The organism is Nitrospinota bacterium (assembly GCA_016217735.1).
Classification (GTDB): domain Bacteria; phylum Nitrospinota_A; class UBA7883; order JACRGQ01; family JACRGQ01; genus JACRGQ01.
Genome location: JACRGQ010000042.1, coordinates 14,932 through 30,273, shown reverse-complemented (window position 1 = coordinate 30,273; position 15,342 = coordinate 14,932). Strand labels below are relative to the sequence as shown.

Below are 15,342 nucleotides of genomic sequence, written 5' to 3'. Positions count from 1 at the left end.
ATCGTTCTTTTTGCGCTCAAGTTAAAGTGTTGCACTCCGATAACCTAATAGGGCGTACATAGGCACCCCGCCCGCAACGCTCCCAAAAAAGAGGCGGCGCCGATTTACGCCGCACCATCTCTATTTGTGGTATCGGAAGGAAAACTTAAATCTTTACAAAGAATCTTTTATTTTTTTAAAATGACGGCTAGCGCGCTGTATTAACGGCTGTTGCAGGCGCATTTTTTTTCGCGCCGCCTTTTACAAGCCCTGTTTGACGAGTGCTTCGAGGTATTTGCCGTAATCGGTATTTTTGTAGCGGGCCGCCTGCCGCAGCACGGCATCGGCGTCGATATACTTCTGCGTGTAGGCGATCTCCTCCAGGCAGGCGACCATCAGCCCCTGCCGCTGCTCAATAGCCTCGATGAAGTTGCTCGCCATCAGCAGCGATTCGTGCGTGCCGGTATCGAGCCATGCCACGCCGCGCCCCATCAGTTCCACCTTCAGCCGCCCCCGTTTGAGATAGGCGGCGTGCAAGTCGGTGATCTCCAGTTCGCCGCGCGGACTCGGCTTTATTTCGCGCGCGATGTCGGCCACATCCTTATCGTAGAAATAGAGGCCGACCACCGCGTAGTTGCTTTTCGGCTTCTCGGGCTTTTCCTCGATGGAGAGCACTTTGCCGCCATCGCCGAATTCCACCACGCCGTAGCGTTGCGGGTTCTTCACGTAATAGCCGAAAACGGTGGCGCCGCGGTTTTCCTCTTTCGCCTTTTTCACCTGTTCGCCAAAACCATGACCGTAGAAAACGTTGTCGCCCAAAATAAGCGCCGCCGGGCCGCCGGCCAAAAACCCCTCGCCGATGATGAACGCCTGCGCCAATCCCTCGGGACGGGGCTGCTCGGCGTATGAGATGGCGAGGCCGAACCGGGAGCCATCCCCCAGCAACGCGCGGTACTGCGGCAAGTCGGCGGGAGTGGAGATGACCAGCACTTCGCGTATCCCCGCCAGCATCAGCGTGGAGAGCGGATAGTAGATCATCGGCTTGTTGTAAATCGGCAGTAACTGCTTGCTGATGACCTGCGTGGCGGGATAAAGCCGCGACCCGGTTCCCCCCGCGAGAATGATACCCTTCATCGTCCGCCCCCCTTCATTCGCAATCATTCTACCAACCTGAATGTCACTATCAAATAACTATTGATACCTGCATGGTCAATGTCCGCACGAAACGAATTGTCATTCCCGCGAAGGCGGGAATCCAGGCTCTGGATGCCCGTCTGCACGGGCATGACATCTTTTGCAGGATTTCCTGATAGGACATTATTCATAAAGGCATCAATAAGTGTACGATCCATCCCTAATAATTTCTTTATTAATCTGGCCCATACATCTCCAATTTACCTCAGCGTTTCGAGCATCTCTTCGAGCGCCTCGTCCCACGGGCGCAACGGGCGGCCGGCCAGCGCCGCGTAAGCCGAGCAATCAAGCCGGCTGTTTTTCGGGCGGCGCGCGGGGCGGCCCAGCTCATCGCTGGTGATCGGCGCCACCGCCACGCCGGAAACCCCCTTGAGCGCCAAAATCTTTTTCGCGTATTCGTACCATGTGCATGCCCCGGCGTTTGCCACATGCAAAATGCCCGCGGCGTTTTTTTCGATGCAGAGCAGTATCGCGGCGGCGAGGTCTTTGCTGTACGTCGGCGCGCCAACCTGGTCGTTCACCATTTTTATTTCGGGCTGTTTGGCCGCCAGATCCAGCACGGTGCGGACGAAGCTTTTCCCCCCGCGCGAGAAGAGCCACGAAGAGCGCACCACCAATCCGCCGGGGGTATCGAGGGCGATCTTCTCCCCTTCCCGTTTGGTGACGCCGTAGACGTTGAGCGGATGCGGCGCGTCGTCCGGCGCATAGGGGCCGTTCTTCGCGCCGTCGAAAACATAATCGGTGGATACGTAAACAAGGCGCGCCCCCACGCCGCGCGCGGCATCCGCCACGGCGCGGGTTCCCTCCACGTTGATTTGCCACGCAAGGTCTTTGGCCGATTCGCACCGGTCGACGGCGGTCAGCGCGGCGCAATGCACCACCACGCCGGGCTTGAGGCGGCGGATGGCCTCTTTCACGGCGGCGGTGTCGGCCAGATCGGCCTCTTTGCGCGTAATGGGGAGCGCTTCGGTATTTTCGCGCCCGGAAAGCAGCGCCATCAACGAGACGCCCAGCCCCCCCGCCGCGCCGGTCACCGCGATCCGCACCGGTTTACGATTCCGCGAGGCGGCGGGTGTAATGCTTTTCGTAGTAGGCGCGGTACTCGCCGCTTTTGATCGCGCCCCACCATCCCCGGTTTTTGAGGTACCACGCGATGGTCTTTTCCATCGCCTCGTCGAAATGGAAGGCCGGCTTCCAGCCAAGCTCCGCCTCGATCTTCGCGCTGTCGATGGCGTAGCGCCGGTCGTGGCCGGGGCGGTCCTGCACATTCTTCTTGAGGCTCTGCGGCTTGCCCAGCTTTTGCAGAATGAGGTCGGTAATGGAGAGGTTGGTGCGGTCTTTCGTCCCGCCGATGTTGTAGACCTCCCCTTCCTTGCCCGCGAAGAGAACCTTCTCCACGGCGGCGCAATGGTCGTCCACATAAATCCAGTCGCGCACATAGAGGCCGTCGCCGTAGATCGGCAGCGGCTTATCCTCCAGCGCGTTGGTGATGAAGAGCGGTATCAGCTTTTCGGGGAACTGGTACGGCCCGAAATTATTGGAGCAGCGGGTGACAACGACCGGCAGGCCGAACGTGGCGTGATACGAAAGCGCCAAAAGATCGGACGATGCCTTGCTGGCGGCGTACGGCGAGTTGGGGTGCAGGTTGCTCGCCTCGGTAAAATACCCCTCCGCGATGGAGCCGTATACTTCATCGGTGGAAACGTGCACGAATTTGCTTATGTTGTGCCGCCGCGCCGCCTCCAGCAGAACGCCGGTGCCCAGCACGTTGGTCTGAAGAAAAACGCCGGCGTTTTCAATGCTCCGGTCGACGTGCGATTCGGCCGCAAAATGAACCACCGCGTCGGCCCCCGCCATCGCCATGTCAACCGCCGCCGGGTCGCAAATATCCCCCTTGATGAACGTGTGGCGGTGGTTTTTGAGGACGGGTTCCAGGTTGGCGAGGTTTCCGGCGTAGGTGAGCGCGTCCAGCGTCACCACGGCGCTTTCGTGCCGCCCCATGAAATAGCGGACGAAGTTCGACCCGATGAACCCGGCGCCGCCGGTGACCAGCAGTTTCACGTCAGCCGTCCTTGCGCGCCCATTCGTAGGGAATGGAGGGGTCGTGCGCGTCCAGCCGGAATTCGTCCGGCTCCGTGGCGTTGTACGGCTCGGTCGGGATGTTGAGCACCATCGCTTCGGTCTCGGAGATGCCCTTGAAGCCGTGCTGGATATGGGGCGGAATGCTCACCAGCAGGTTGTTGTGCTCACCGATGAAGAACTGGTTTATCTCGCCTTTGGTGGGGCTGCCGGGGCGGCCGTCGTACAGCACCAGCTTTATCATCCCCTTCAGGCAGGCGAAGTGGTCGGTCTGCACTTTGTGAAAATGCCACGCCTTGACCACGCCGGGATAGACGAAAGTAACGTAGGCCTGGCCGAATTTCTGGTAGAAAGGATCGTCGCACCGGAGGATTTCCATGAGCCGCCCCCGCTCGTCCGGCACCATCTTCAGCTGCTTGGTATTGACCTGATAAATCACCGTACCTCCCAATCCGTCAAGGGGCGCTCCCCTTGAACGCCCATAGCTGGAATCATACAACAATAGGGGGTTTGGCAGCGCGGCAAATGTGGCGGTTCATTAATCTTGTCATCCCCGCGAAGGCGGGGACCCAGCAATACCATCAAAGCTCTCTTTTCTTCTTACTCTTTGCCTCGGCAGGGTAGGCAATCAGGGAGCCGCGGAACGATTTTACTCCGCGGCGGAAAAAAGCGGACAGTCCGCAGGACTGTTCCGTCTTTTTCACACAAGCGCCTCGGCGCGCAGTGTAAATGGCCTGTAGGCTACTGCCGCCGATTGCCGCAACACGGCAACCATCGGCCCGCCGGGCCGATTGTGAGGAAAATATTGGGCGCCCAGACGTTCCAATGTTCGGATAATATATAGCTTGTGGGAAGGGTGCTTTTCAGCAGGGGGTATTTTATGAAAAAAGCGTTGCTCGCGGTTGTCATGGCGGTATTTCTTGCGGCGTGCGGCCTAAAAGCCGATAGCTTAACGCCCGTTGGCGGCACAGCCGCCCAAAACTCCGCCGCCGGCGTATCCACCGTAACCACCAGCACCGGCACCACCACCACATTCCTGAACATTTCCACGATGTCGGCGGCGGGATCGGGCGTGGCGGCGCCAAAATTCAAGTCGACCTCCATTCCCAGCGGCGACAAGGGGCTGGATATGACCGTGGCGCTTACCGGCAAAATGGGCAACTCCCCGATGATGAAAGGCGCTATTGAAAAAGCCCGCATGTCGGCAAAAGCCGGCGCCAAGGCCGTCGCCCCCCTGACAGCATGCACCGACGGCGGCAACTACATTGGCGCCGCCGTTTCAACCACCAGCTTTACCGTAACCTTCACCAACTGCAAAGAAAACGGCAACATGTACGATGGCGTCGTAACCGTGTCAACATCGGCAACCTCCGCCAATATCACCATGACGTTCGGGGGCAATTCAACCTCCACATTCACCATCAAAGCATTCTCGGGCAACTACAACGTTGAAGTGTTGAAGATGGATATGAGCCTGACGCTTACCGATACCTTGAGTTCCAGCGGCGCCGCCCCCGTGACCTACACCTACGTGATGCAAGGCACCGGCGCCATCAACCTCATCGACTATATGAACATAAACACCTACAGCATGACCTTCACCAACTTCACAAGCACCACTGTCTGGAGCAATACCTCGGCGCTATCCTCCACCCTCAATGGCAAATTCGCCGAAACGTGGACCGACGCGGCCGTTCCGCATTCCATCACCGTATACTTCAAGGACTTCAAGGTGGACAGCGCCGACGACGGGACTAATACGACGCTCTCCCCCAGCGGCACGGTGTCCGTCGTATACGCCCCCGCCACCGCGTGCAAAGCAATGACGGTGGCCGTTGCCACCACGACGCCTATTACATTCGTGAACGCCACCAGCAAAACAACTGCCGGGAATATCACGGTCAACACCACAACCAGCGTCACGTTTAACAGCGACGGCACTGTGACGGTAAGCGATGGCACGGCCAGCGCGGCCTACGCCAGCCCATACGATATGGGCAATCAGTGCCCCTTCGCCGATCCGAACACCGATATAGCGGCACCGCCAATAAACTCCGGCGCCAGCACCACCGGGATTGTCGCCTCCACGATGACCGTGACCTCGATGTCGAAGGAGGGCGCGACAAAGGGATCGCTGGCCACCTGCTACACCGATCTGCATGTGAACTTCTATAACACCGTCGCGCCGACGGCCGCCAGCGCGGGAGCATGGGTTGTCGACTGGCATTCGAGCGGATGCACAAGCCCCACCAACTTCGCCTTTGAACAGGCGGTGGATGCAGATGCCGATGGCATCTGCGACGTGGGGCTGGACATCAACGGCGGGTGGACCGACGATAAATCCGGCGGGCTGGAACACTTCATCGCATTAAAACTGCCCGTGGGCTACTACGTCATCTCAATGAACAATTACAATTGCCCGGCCGATACCACCAACGCGGTCTCCTTGCAGTTGGCAAGCAACGCGTACGGGCCGTATGCCGCCTCTTACACAGCCGCATCCGGGGATAGCACTGCCTTGGGCGGTTGGTTCCGCGTGCGCGATATGCGGGTGAACGCCGACAAAACGGTGGACATATTGGCGCCCGACACAAATCTCAACCCGTGGCATAGCGGCACATTCGGCTTCGCGCCAAAACACGCCGGGAAACGCTGATCTTTCGCAACGCCGGGGGCCTTTGCAACAAGGCCCCCGTTCTTTTTCCCATGATGATGCCGGAAAATACCCTATCGCTCTTTAGTTCAGGCGGGTGTCGAGCGAATCGCGCAACGCTTCGCCCAGCAGGTTATATCCCAGCACCGTCACCAGTATGGCAAGGCCGGGGAATACCGACAGCCACCAGGCAAACTCTATATAGTTTTTCCCTTCGGTGAGGATGCTCCCCCAGCTCGGCGTGGGGGGCTGTACGCCTATCCCCAGGAACGAAAGCATCGATTCGGTCAAAATGGCCCCCGCCACTCCCAAGGTGGCCGAGACCAGAACCGGAGCCATCGCGTTTGGCAGAATATGGCGGAAGATGATGCGGGCATCGCGCTGGCCGATGGAGCGCGCGGCCACCACGAAATCCTGCTCCTTGAGGGAAAGGAACTCCGCCCGCACCAGCCGGGCCACGCTCATCCAGCCGGTGACGCCGATAACGATCATTACGTTGACAATATCGGGTTCAAGAAAGGCGATCACGGCGAGGATTAGAAAAAAGGTCGGGATGGTGAGCATCACATCGACGAAACGCATCACCGCCTCGTCCACCGCGCCGCCGTAATAACCGGCGACCGCCCCCAGCACCACGCCGATCACCGTGGCGATGCCGATGGCGATGAAACCGACCATCAACGAAATCCGCGCGCCATGTATCATGCGGGATAACACATCGCGCCCCAACTCGTCGGTGCCAAGCCAGTGCATGGCATCGGGGGCCGCGAGGATATTGGTGGTATCCAGGTGCGAAGGATCGTGCGGAGCCAGCAAAGGCGCGGCCAGCGCCACCGTGAAAAGGAACAACACGATGACCAGCCCCGCCATGCCAAAGGCGTTTTTAAGCAGCCGCCGGAAGACGACGCTCCAATACCCCCCTTTTTTTTGTTCACTCATAGCGTATCCTCGGATCGACCAGCGCATAGCAGAAATCCGCCAGCATGTTGCCCGCCAGCGTGAGTCCCGCGCCGATAATCAGGATACCCATCACCAGCGGATAGTCGCGCATCATCACCGATTCATAAAAAAGCTGCCCCATGCCGGGAATGGCGAAAATGGTCTCGAATATCACCGAACCGCCGATCAGCCCCGGCAGGCTCAGGCCGAGAATGGTGACTATCGGCAACAGCGCGTTGCGTAGCGCGTGGCGGTAAATGACGCTGTTTTCATCGCATCCCTTGGCCTTGGCGGTGGTGATGTAGTCCATCCGCACCACCTCCAGCATGCTCTGGCGGACAAACCGCGATAGATAGGCAAGCGACGTAAGCGAGGAAATGAGCACCGGCAGAGCCAAGTGGCGCGCGTAATCCCACGCCCGCCCCAGCGCGGAAAACGTCTGGTAATCAAGCGAGCGGATGCCCGAAACCGGCAGCCACCCAAGCTGAATGCCGAACAACATCATCAGCAACAGCGCCAGCCAGAAGGCCGGCATGGAAAACGTGAAGAAAACGAAAAAGGAACTCCACCGGTCGAACGAACTTCCCCGGCGGGCGGCGCTCATCACCCCCAGTGGTATGGCGATGATGAAAATGACCGCCATTGAAGCGGCGTTAATCAAAATGGTTATCGGCAGGCGTTCCTTTATTTTATCCAGCACGGGGCGGCTGTCGGCGGAAAAGGAATTGCCGAAATCGAGCACGGCGAACCGCTTGAACCAGAGCCAGTACTGCACGTGCAACGGCTTGTCGAGATGGTACATTTCGCGCAGTTTCTGTTTGGACTGCGCGGAAATCTTCGGGTTAAGCTCGATCATCCGGTCGGTCGGCTCGCCCGGCGCCAGATGGATGACCAGAAAGGTGATGAGCGTGATCCCCAGCAAGGTGGGAACCAGCGTAACCAGTTTACGGGCAAAATAGGAGGTCATTGGGCTGCGGGCGCGTCCTTCCCCTGGTGCGGTTGGCGGTCAGTTTAAGATATTGTTCCAGATAAACCAGCCGACCGCGCCAAAAGCGAGAATGGCCATGAGGATAAACGGGCCGGGCTGGGAGATAACCGAGTTTTTCAGCACAATGCCCCCGACGCCGTAGATCAGCCCCACCGCCCCATAGCCGGCAAGCATGGTGCCGAACTCGCGGGTTTTCGGAATGGCGATAAGCAACAGCAGCACCCCCCCCACCCCCAACACGACCGGATTTTGCAATACCTGCATATATTGACCGGCCTGGAAAAACCGCATCAGGGCGGCAAAATCGAACGTATTGAGAAACGAACTGAAATCAAAGCCTTCCATATCCAACAATTCTCCTATAAACCGGATTTATCCTAACATGTCCGGTTTTAAAAGTGTATAATTCCCCACTTAGGAAAACCTGAAAACCATGTCGGAATATAAAGTAAAACTGGAAGTCTTCGAGGGTCCCTTGGACCTCCTGCTCCACCTCATTAAAGAGGAAGAGCTGAACATATACGATATCCCCATTTTCCGCATCACCCAGCAGTACTTCGAATACATGGAGATGATGAAACAGCTTAATATGGATATCGCCGGGGAATTCCTCGTGATGGCCGCCACGCTTATCTACATCAAATCGCGCATGCTGCTCCCCTCGCCCCCCGCCCTGGAAAATCCGGACGACGAATCGGGCGTGGACCCCCGCGAGGAACTGGTGCGCAAACTGGTGGAATACAAAAAATACAAGGAAGTGGCCGCTTCGCTGCGCGAACGTGAAGTGAATCAATCGAGCAGCTTCGCCCGCGGCACCGTGATGGAACTGAATCTTGAAGACCCCGACTATCTGCGGGAAGTATCGGTATTCCAGCTTTTGGGCGCCTTCCGCAAAATCCTGAAGAACGTCGCCATGCCCCATCTGTACGAGGTGACGCTGGAAGACATCTCCGTCACCGAGCGGATGACCGAGATCATGGAACTGCTGGAGGGGAAACCGCGCCTCATGTTTGAAGAGGTCTTTGCGAACGCCCGGTCGCGCATGGAGATCGTCGGCACGTTCCTCTCCGTGCTGGAGCTGATGAAGCAGCAGCTCATCCGCGCCATCCAGGACGGGCCGCTGGGACAGATATGGCTCCACCGCATCGAGGAGAACGAAGAGGCGGACATCGAAGAAACGCCGGCGGAGGAATCATGGGATTCCGAAACGCTCCCCAAGCCGTCCGCATACGCATTTAAGGAAGAAGACCTCCCCGCCGCCGAAGACGGGGAAGACGCGGATGGCGCCGCCCCGGCAACCGCCGCGGATAATGACACCGACGCGGCGCTCAACGCCGTTGAAACGGCTTTGGCCGCCGAACTGGAAGAAACCGAATCCGGCGCGCCAGGCGCCGAGGGCGAAAAACAGACCCACACCGACGCCGAACCGGATACCCCGGCGGACGGAAGAAAGGAGTAGGATTTGGAACGGGAAGCCGCTTTTAAAGCGCTGGAGGCGATTCTCTTTGTCGCCGATGCGCCGGTGACGCTGGAGGATTTCCATAAAGTCCTCGAACATTTCAGCGTGGATGAAATCCGGGAACTGCTGAAAGAACTCGACGCCCGCTACGGGGGACGCGGCATACAGGTGGTGGAAATCGCCGAGGGGTTCCAGTTCCGCACGCGGCCGGAACTGGGCGAGGTGGTGAAGCGTTTTCACAAGCTTAACCACAGCACCAAGCTTTCGCAGGCGGCGCTGGAAACCCTCTCCATCATCGCCTACCGCCAGCCGATCACCCGGCAGGAGATAGAGGATATACGGGGCGTCGATTGTTCCGGCGTCATCAAAACGCTGCTGGACCGCAACCTGCTCAAGGCGTTTGGCCGCAAGAAGGTGGCCGGCAGGCCGGTCACGTTCGGCACCACCAAAAAGTTCCTGGAATATTTCGGGCTGGTGAAACTCACCGACCTCCCCACGCTTAGAGACCTCCCCGGCGACGAAGCGGCCGTGCTGCAGGAAGCGCTGCAATTCAACCCGCCCCAGGGCGCAATCGCCGATGAAGAGTTTGAGGGGGAACCGGAGCCGGCGGAAGAGGATTACGACGCGATTATCGACGGCGAAGACGCCGAAGCCGATGAAATGAAAACCGAAAAAGCGGAGAAAACCGTTTCCGATGAGGACGACTCCGATGGAAAAAATTAGACTTCAAAAAATCCTGGCCAATGCCGGGCTTTTCTCCCGGCGCAAAGCCGAAGAGGCCATGACCGAAGGCCGCGTCACCGTGAACGGCGAGGTGGTAACCGAGCTTGGCTCCAGGGCCGACCCGGACAAGGACGTCATCGTCTGCGACGGCGCACGCATCGAGCCGCAGGGCAAATTCTACCTGATAATGAACAAGCCGGCCGGGGTCATCTGTTCCTGCGCCGACGACCGCGGACGCAAAACGGTCATCGATCTGGTGGCGGAAGAAATGGCGAAGCGGGTATTCCCCATCGGCCGCCTCGATTACAACACCACCGGCCTGCTGTTGCTCACCAACGACGGCGATTTCTCGCAAAAGCTCTCGCACCCGTCGCACGGCGTGGTGAAAACATACATGGCCAAAGTGCGCGGCGTGGTGGCTCCCGAAACGATAAAAAAAATGATCGGCGGAATCACCATCGAAGGGGAAAAATACCGTTTCCACAACGTGCGCGTTGACCATGTCACCGGAAAAAACAGCGTTCTGATGGTGGAACTGACCGAGGGAAAAAACCTCATTATTAAAATACTCTGCCAGGCGTTGGGACATCCGGTGGCGAAACTGGCGCGTGTGGCCTACGGCCCGCTAAAGCTGGGAAACCTGGGATTGGGCGACTACCGCCATCTGGACAGGGATGAAGTGAAAGCGCTGCTGGCCGCCGCGAAGGCCAAACCGAAACCGAAATTCATTCCGCTTGAGCAACACAAAGCGGCGCCGGAACGAAAAACACCCCCCCGAAAGGATTTTGCGGGCCGTAATAGACCATTCGCGCCGCCCCGCAGGGATGCCGCAGAGCGGGATAGACCGTTTGCGCCGCCCCGTAGGGGCGGGTTTGAAACCCGCCCTTACAGCCCCCCAGAGCGGGATAGGCCGTTCGCGCCGCCCCGCAGGGATTCGGCAGAGCGCGGCAGACCGTTCGCGCCGCCCCGGAGAGATGCCGCTGAGCGCGGCAGACCGTTCGCGCCTCCCCGCAGGGATGACGCAAGCCGTGATAGGCCGTTCGCGCCGCCCCGTAGGGAATCCGCAGAGCGCGGCAGACCGTTCGCACCGCCCCGCAGGGATGACGCAAGCCGTGATAGGCCGTTCGCGCCGCCCCGCAGGGATGCCGCTGAGCGCGGCAGACCGTTCGCGCCGCCCCGCAGGGAATCCGCAGGGCGTGACAGGCCATCTGAGGGACGCGGGCCGGGGCCTAACCGGAAACCGGCTAGACCTTTTTCGCCGAGATCTTCCGGCGCAAAGCGGCGGTGACGTAACCGATCTCTTCCAGCTTCAGCAACGCGGCGGCCCCCAAATACACCGCCACCGCCAGCAACAGCATGGCGGTCAAACCGCCAACCGTGTAACCGCCGCCGAAAAGAACGCCCCACGCCAGCCAAACCGCCGCCCCCATCGCCAGCGATGCCGCGCCTATACGTCCGAACGAGTTCCAGATGCGCGGGCCGTCCAGCCCTCCCAGCCGCTTGCGCAGCAGCCAGACCAGCGTGAGCATATTGATGGTGGAACTCAATGACGTCGCGAGGGCCAACCCCCCCGCCTGCAGCGGCTTCATCAGGATGAGGTTGAAAACGATATTGAGAAGCATCGTCGCGGCCGCTATTTTTACCGGGGTTTTGGTATCCCCCATGGCGTAAAACGCGGAAACGAAAATCTTCACGCCGGAAAAACCCAAAAGCCCCACGCAGAAGAAGGCGAGCGTAAAGGCGGTCTGCTGTGTGGAAATATGGGTGAACTCGCCACGCTCGTAGATAAGCTGCACGATCGGCTCACGCAGCACGAAAAGCCCCACCATCGACGGAACGATGAGGAACATCGTGGCGCGGTACGATTTCGAGATGGTTTCGATCATCTGGCCGATTTGGTGCTTGCCGCTCTGCACCGACAGCGCGGGGAGCAGCGCGGTGCTCATCGCCACGCCAAAGACCCCCATCGGGAACTGCACCAGCCGCTGGGCGTAATAGAGGTACGAAACCGACCCCTCGCTCAGCAGCGAAGCGAGCATCGTATCGACAAAGAGGTTGATCTCCGCCACCGCGATGCCGAACGTGGCGGGAATGGTGAGCAGGACGATCCGCTTGATCAACTCGTGTCCGGGATCGAACACCCATTTAAAAACCCATCCCTCTTTGATGGCAAACGGAATCTGGATGGCAAGCTGCAAGAATCCCCCAACCAGCACCCCCACCACCAGCGAATACACCGGCAGGGAAAACGCATCGCGCAAAAACACGGCCGCGAGGATGATGGCGATGTTGAGCATCACCGGCGACGCGGCGGGCGAGGAAAAATGGTGCATGGTATTGAGCATCCCCATGAACACCGCCGCCAGGGAGATTAAAATGAGATAGGGGAACAGCAGCCGGGTGAGATGCACCGTGAGCTGGAATTTTTCCGGCTCGTCCGTGAACCCCACGGCGATGCCTTTGAGCAGCAGCGGCGTGAAAATAATGGCGGCCACGGTAATGGCGGTGAGAAAGATGCTCAACGTCACCAGCAGGTTGTTGGCGAAACGGAACGCCTTTTCCCGGTCATCAACGGCGGTCTTGGCGAACAGCGGCACGAAGGCGGCCGAAAGCGCCCCTTCGGCGGTGAGCTGGCGCAGCATATTGGGAATGCGGAACGCGATGAAAAAGGCGTCCGCCATCGACTTCGTGCCGAAGTAATTCGCCACCACCATGTCACGCACGAAGCCGAAAACGCGGCTCAGGAGCGTGAACAGCGCAACGGTGGAAGCGGCGCGGAATATCGAGATTTTCGGCTTGTGCTCCATCACGGCCCCGCCTTGAAACCCGCGCGGCGGGTTCAATCCTCCACGGTCAATTCGGAGAACATCCCTTCCGCCAGCAACGGCGAGATGTGGGTGATAAGGTACTTCTTGATGTCGCGCACATTATGGAGCTGCAGTATCTTCTGCACATGCCTGCGCGCGTCGTACACCGAGATGCCGCGGATGAACTTCTTCACCTTCGGGATGGAGTGGGCTTCCATGGAGAGGGCCTCCACGTCCCCCATGCCGAGCAGAAGATAGGCATAAAACGGGTCGGCGCTCATTTTGCCGCAGACGCTCACGGCGATATTATTCTGGTTGGCGGCCTTGATGACCATATGCAGGAGGCGGATCACCGCCGGATTCAACGGCTGGTACAGGTGGGCCACCTTCTGGTTGCCCCGGTCGATGGCCAGCAGGTATTGGATCAGGTCATTCGTGCCGATGGAGAAGAAATCGACGTAGTGCGCGAACTCCTCCGCCATGAGCGCCGCCGAAGGGGTTTCGATCATCATTCCCACTTCGATATCGCGGTTGAAATCGATGTTTTCCTTTTCCAATTCGCGCATCACGCCGGCCAGCAGGTTCTGCGCCTTGCGTATCTCCTCGATGCTGCTGACCATCGGATACATTATTTTCAGGCTGCCGTGGGCCGATGCGCGCAGGATGGCGCGCAGTTGAGCGCGGAAAATGGCCGGATTGCGCTGGCAATACCGGATGGCCCGCAATCCCAGCGCCGGGTTGTCTTCCGGCTCCTCGTGAAAATCCGAAGGAACCTTGTCCCCCCCCAGGTCGAGAGTCCGGATAATGGCGGCATGCGGCGCGATGCTTTCGGCCACTTTGCGGTAATCCTCGAACTGTTCGTCCTCATCCGGCAGCCGGTTATCGCGCACGAACAGGAACTCGGTGCGGTACAGCCCGATCCCTTCGGCGCCGTGCTCCCCCGCGGCATGGATGTCCTGCGACGATTCGATATTCGCCATCAACCGCACGGCCTTGCCGTCCAGCGTGACGGCGGGCAGTTTCGCTTCCTTCTCCAGTTCCTGGTCGTGGTAGAAGAACTGCTGGCGCTTGCGGTTGTATATTTGAAACTGGTGATCGGTGGGCGCAACCAGCACCATGCTGGCAAGCGCGTCGACGATGACGGAATCGCCGGTTTCCACCGCCTTGGTGATCTTCGGAATGCCGACCACCGCCGGTATCCGCATCGACGAGGCGATGATGCCGGTATGCGAGGTCTTCCCCCCCGTTTCGGTCACAAGGCCGAGCACGTATTTGCCGGACATCTGCGCCGTGTCGAAAGGCGTCAGGTCGTGGGCGAACACCACCACCGGCTCGTTGAGATTGCCGAGGTTTTCCTCTTCGCGCCCCATCAATTCGTGCATCAGCTTGTTCACCACCGTTTCGATGTCATGCACCCGCTCCTTGAAATACGGATCGCGGATTTTCTCAAAACGCTGCGCCAGCTTTTCGTAGGTGGTTTTCAGCGCCCATTCGGCGTTCATCAGTTCCCGCTCTATCGCGTCCCTGGTCTGGTCGATGAGCGTGGGATCGTTCAGCAGCTGCAGGTGCGGGTGCAGAATGTCGCGCAGGTTGTTGGTGAGGTTCTTGACGCCGGCGCCGATGGAATGGATCATCTTGCCGCGCGTGGATTCCACCGCCGCCATGAAGCGTGCGGTCTCGCTTTTGACGTCCGCCCGCCCTATGTTGTGCCCCACCACGGAGAGATGGAACCGGTTGAGGACGTAGGCCTTGCCAATGGCGATGCCGGGAGAGGCGAGAATGCCTTTGTATATCTTCACGGCATGAGTTTAACCCGCTTTATTCACGGAATAAAGCGGTTAAAGCAGTTTGGCGTCGTTGAGCAAAAAACGGGTTAACGCATCGTAGGCGGCGTCTTCGTCCTCGCCTTCGGTTTCCAGCCGCAATTCGTCCCCCGGCATGGCCGCCAGCATCAAGAGGGACATGATCTCCTTGCCGTCGGCGGCGCACCTTCCGCTGAGGCGGACCGCGCACCGGAACCGGGCGGCTTCAGCCGCGAAGTGGGAGGCCAAGCGGGCATGCATCCCCCACGGGTTGGCCAGCGTGACGGCGCCGCTACGCATCCTTGGCGCGAAGAAAATCCGAAGCGAGATAGATGTTTTCCTTGCCGTAGTCGCGCAGCTTCTTCGCCATCGTCCCCATATCGTGCGTCTTTTGCAGGCTGACGGCTTTTACCAGTTGCGGCAGGTTCACGCCCGCTATAATCTCCATCCGCAGGTCCCCCTGCAACGATATGCATATATTCGAAGGGGTTCCCCCGTACATGTCGGTAAACACCAATACGCCATTGCCGTCGTCGGCGGCGCGAATGGCCTCTTTCACCATAGTGCGCGCCTCGCCGGGCGCGACGTTATGATCCACCGCCACGGCATTCAGGATGCCGTTCTGGCCGGTGATGAAATTGGCGGCGTTCATGAATTCGTGCGCCAAATTGCCGTGGGCGCAAATAACGATGCCGACCATTCATACCCCCTTAAGAATC

The 15,342-nt window shown here is 59.1% G+C and carries 15 protein-coding genes; 4 read left to right on the top strand and 11 right to left on the bottom strand.

All coding sequences use genetic code 11. The features are described from left to right. Positions 1-240 precede the first annotated feature (240 nt). The 4 genes from rfbA to HZA03_06770 all read right to left on the bottom strand — a co-directional run bounded on the left by rfbA (position 241) and on the right by HZA03_06770 (position 3,691). Complete coding sequence (gene rfbA / locus HZA03_06785) at positions 241-1,113, bottom strand: glucose-1-phosphate thymidylyltransferase RfbA (protein ID MBI5637654.1); 873 nt, start codon at positions 1,111-1,113, stop codon at positions 241-243. 260 nt (positions 1,114-1,373) lie between these two features. After that, the gene (gene rfbD, locus HZA03_06780; protein ID MBI5637653.1) at positions 1,374-2,219 is read right to left on the bottom strand and encodes a dTDP-4-dehydrorhamnose reductase; all 846 of its coding nucleotides are present in this window, start codon (positions 2,217-2,219) and stop codon (positions 1,374-1,376) included. 4 nt (positions 2,220-2,223) lie between these two features. Then, entirely contained in the window at positions 2,224-3,234 is a 1,011-nt protein-coding gene (gene rfbB, locus HZA03_06775) for a dTDP-glucose 4,6-dehydratase (GenBank protein ID MBI5637652.1), read from the bottom strand. A gap of 1 nt (position 3,235) precedes the next feature. After that, positions 3,236-3,691, bottom strand: coding sequence for a dTDP-4-dehydrorhamnose 3,5-epimerase family protein (locus HZA03_06770; protein ID MBI5637651.1), 456 nt, complete (start codon positions 3,689-3,691; stop codon positions 3,236-3,238). Positions 3,692-4,132: 441 nt separating this feature from the next. Here HZA03_06770 and HZA03_06765 point away from each other — a divergent pair, with 441 nt between their 5' ends. Then, the gene (locus HZA03_06765) at positions 4,133-5,908 is read left to right on the top strand and encodes a hypothetical protein (protein MBI5637650.1); all 1,776 of its coding nucleotides are present in this window, start codon (positions 4,133-4,135) and stop codon (positions 5,906-5,908) included. Between the two features lie 81 nt (positions 5,909-5,989). Here the strand turns inward: HZA03_06765 and HZA03_06760 are convergent, their stop codons facing one another. The 3 genes from HZA03_06760 to HZA03_06750 are packed head-to-tail and all read right to left on the bottom strand — an operon-like array spanning position 5,990 to position 8,177. Continuing rightward, positions 5,990-6,844, bottom strand: coding sequence for an ABC transporter permease (locus tag HZA03_06760; protein ID MBI5637649.1), 855 nt, complete (start codon positions 6,842-6,844; stop codon positions 5,990-5,992). Further along, positions 6,837-7,811, bottom strand: coding sequence for an ABC transporter permease (locus HZA03_06755; protein MBI5637648.1), 975 nt, complete (start codon positions 7,809-7,811; stop codon positions 6,837-6,839). Before HZA03_06755 ends, HZA03_06760 begins: the two co-directional genes overlap by 8 nt. A gap of 39 nt (positions 7,812-7,850) precedes the next feature. Beyond that, positions 7,851-8,177, bottom strand: coding sequence for a hypothetical protein (locus tag HZA03_06750; GenBank protein ID MBI5637647.1), 327 nt, complete (start codon positions 8,175-8,177; stop codon positions 7,851-7,853). Between the two features lie 88 nt (positions 8,178-8,265). On the opposite strand from HZA03_06750, the gene HZA03_06745 reads away from it, so the two are divergent. Genes HZA03_06745 through HZA03_06735 form a run of 3 tightly spaced genes read left to right on the top strand, consistent with a single transcriptional unit; the run spans position 8,266 to position 11,302 of the window. Next, positions 8,266-9,291 (top strand): segregation/condensation protein A, encoded by a 1,026-nt coding sequence (locus tag HZA03_06745; protein ID MBI5637646.1) that lies wholly within the window; start codon positions 8,266-8,268, stop codon positions 9,289-9,291. 3 nt (positions 9,292-9,294) lie between these two features. Further along, entirely contained in the window at positions 9,295-10,014 is a 720-nt protein-coding gene (scpB, locus tag HZA03_06740) for an SMC-Scp complex subunit ScpB (protein ID MBI5637645.1), read from the top strand. Next, a complete protein-coding gene (locus tag HZA03_06735; GenBank protein ID MBI5637644.1) occupies positions 10,001-11,302 on the top strand; it encodes a pseudouridine synthase in 1,302 nt (433 codons plus the stop codon). The genes scpB and HZA03_06735 overlap by 14 nt, the downstream gene beginning before the upstream one ends. On the opposite strand, the gene murJ is transcribed toward HZA03_06735, so the two are convergent. The 4 genes from murJ to HZA03_06715 are packed head-to-tail and all read right to left on the bottom strand — an operon-like array spanning position 11,259 to position 15,323. Further along, complete coding sequence (gene murJ, locus HZA03_06730; GenBank protein MBI5637643.1) at positions 11,259-12,824, bottom strand: murein biosynthesis integral membrane protein MurJ; 1,566 nt, start codon at positions 12,822-12,824, stop codon at positions 11,259-11,261. The genes HZA03_06735 and murJ overlap by 44 nt on opposite strands. Positions 12,825-12,853: 29 nt before the next feature. Continuing rightward, on the bottom strand, positions 12,854-14,620 hold the full coding sequence (gene ptsP, locus HZA03_06725) for a phosphoenolpyruvate--protein phosphotransferase (GenBank protein MBI5637642.1): 1,767 nt from the start codon (positions 14,618-14,620) through the stop codon (positions 12,854-12,856). A gap of 39 nt (positions 14,621-14,659) precedes the next feature. Continuing rightward, positions 14,660-14,923, bottom strand: a complete 264-nt coding sequence (locus HZA03_06720) for an HPr family phosphocarrier protein (protein ID MBI5637641.1) — start codon at positions 14,921-14,923, stop codon at positions 14,660-14,662. Then, positions 14,916-15,323: a PTS sugar transporter subunit IIA gene (locus tag HZA03_06715; GenBank protein MBI5637640.1), complete on the bottom strand. Its 408-nt coding sequence runs from the start codon at positions 15,321-15,323 to the stop codon at positions 14,916-14,918. Before HZA03_06715 ends, HZA03_06720 begins: the two co-directional genes overlap by 8 nt. Positions 15,324-15,342 lie beyond the last annotated feature (19 nt).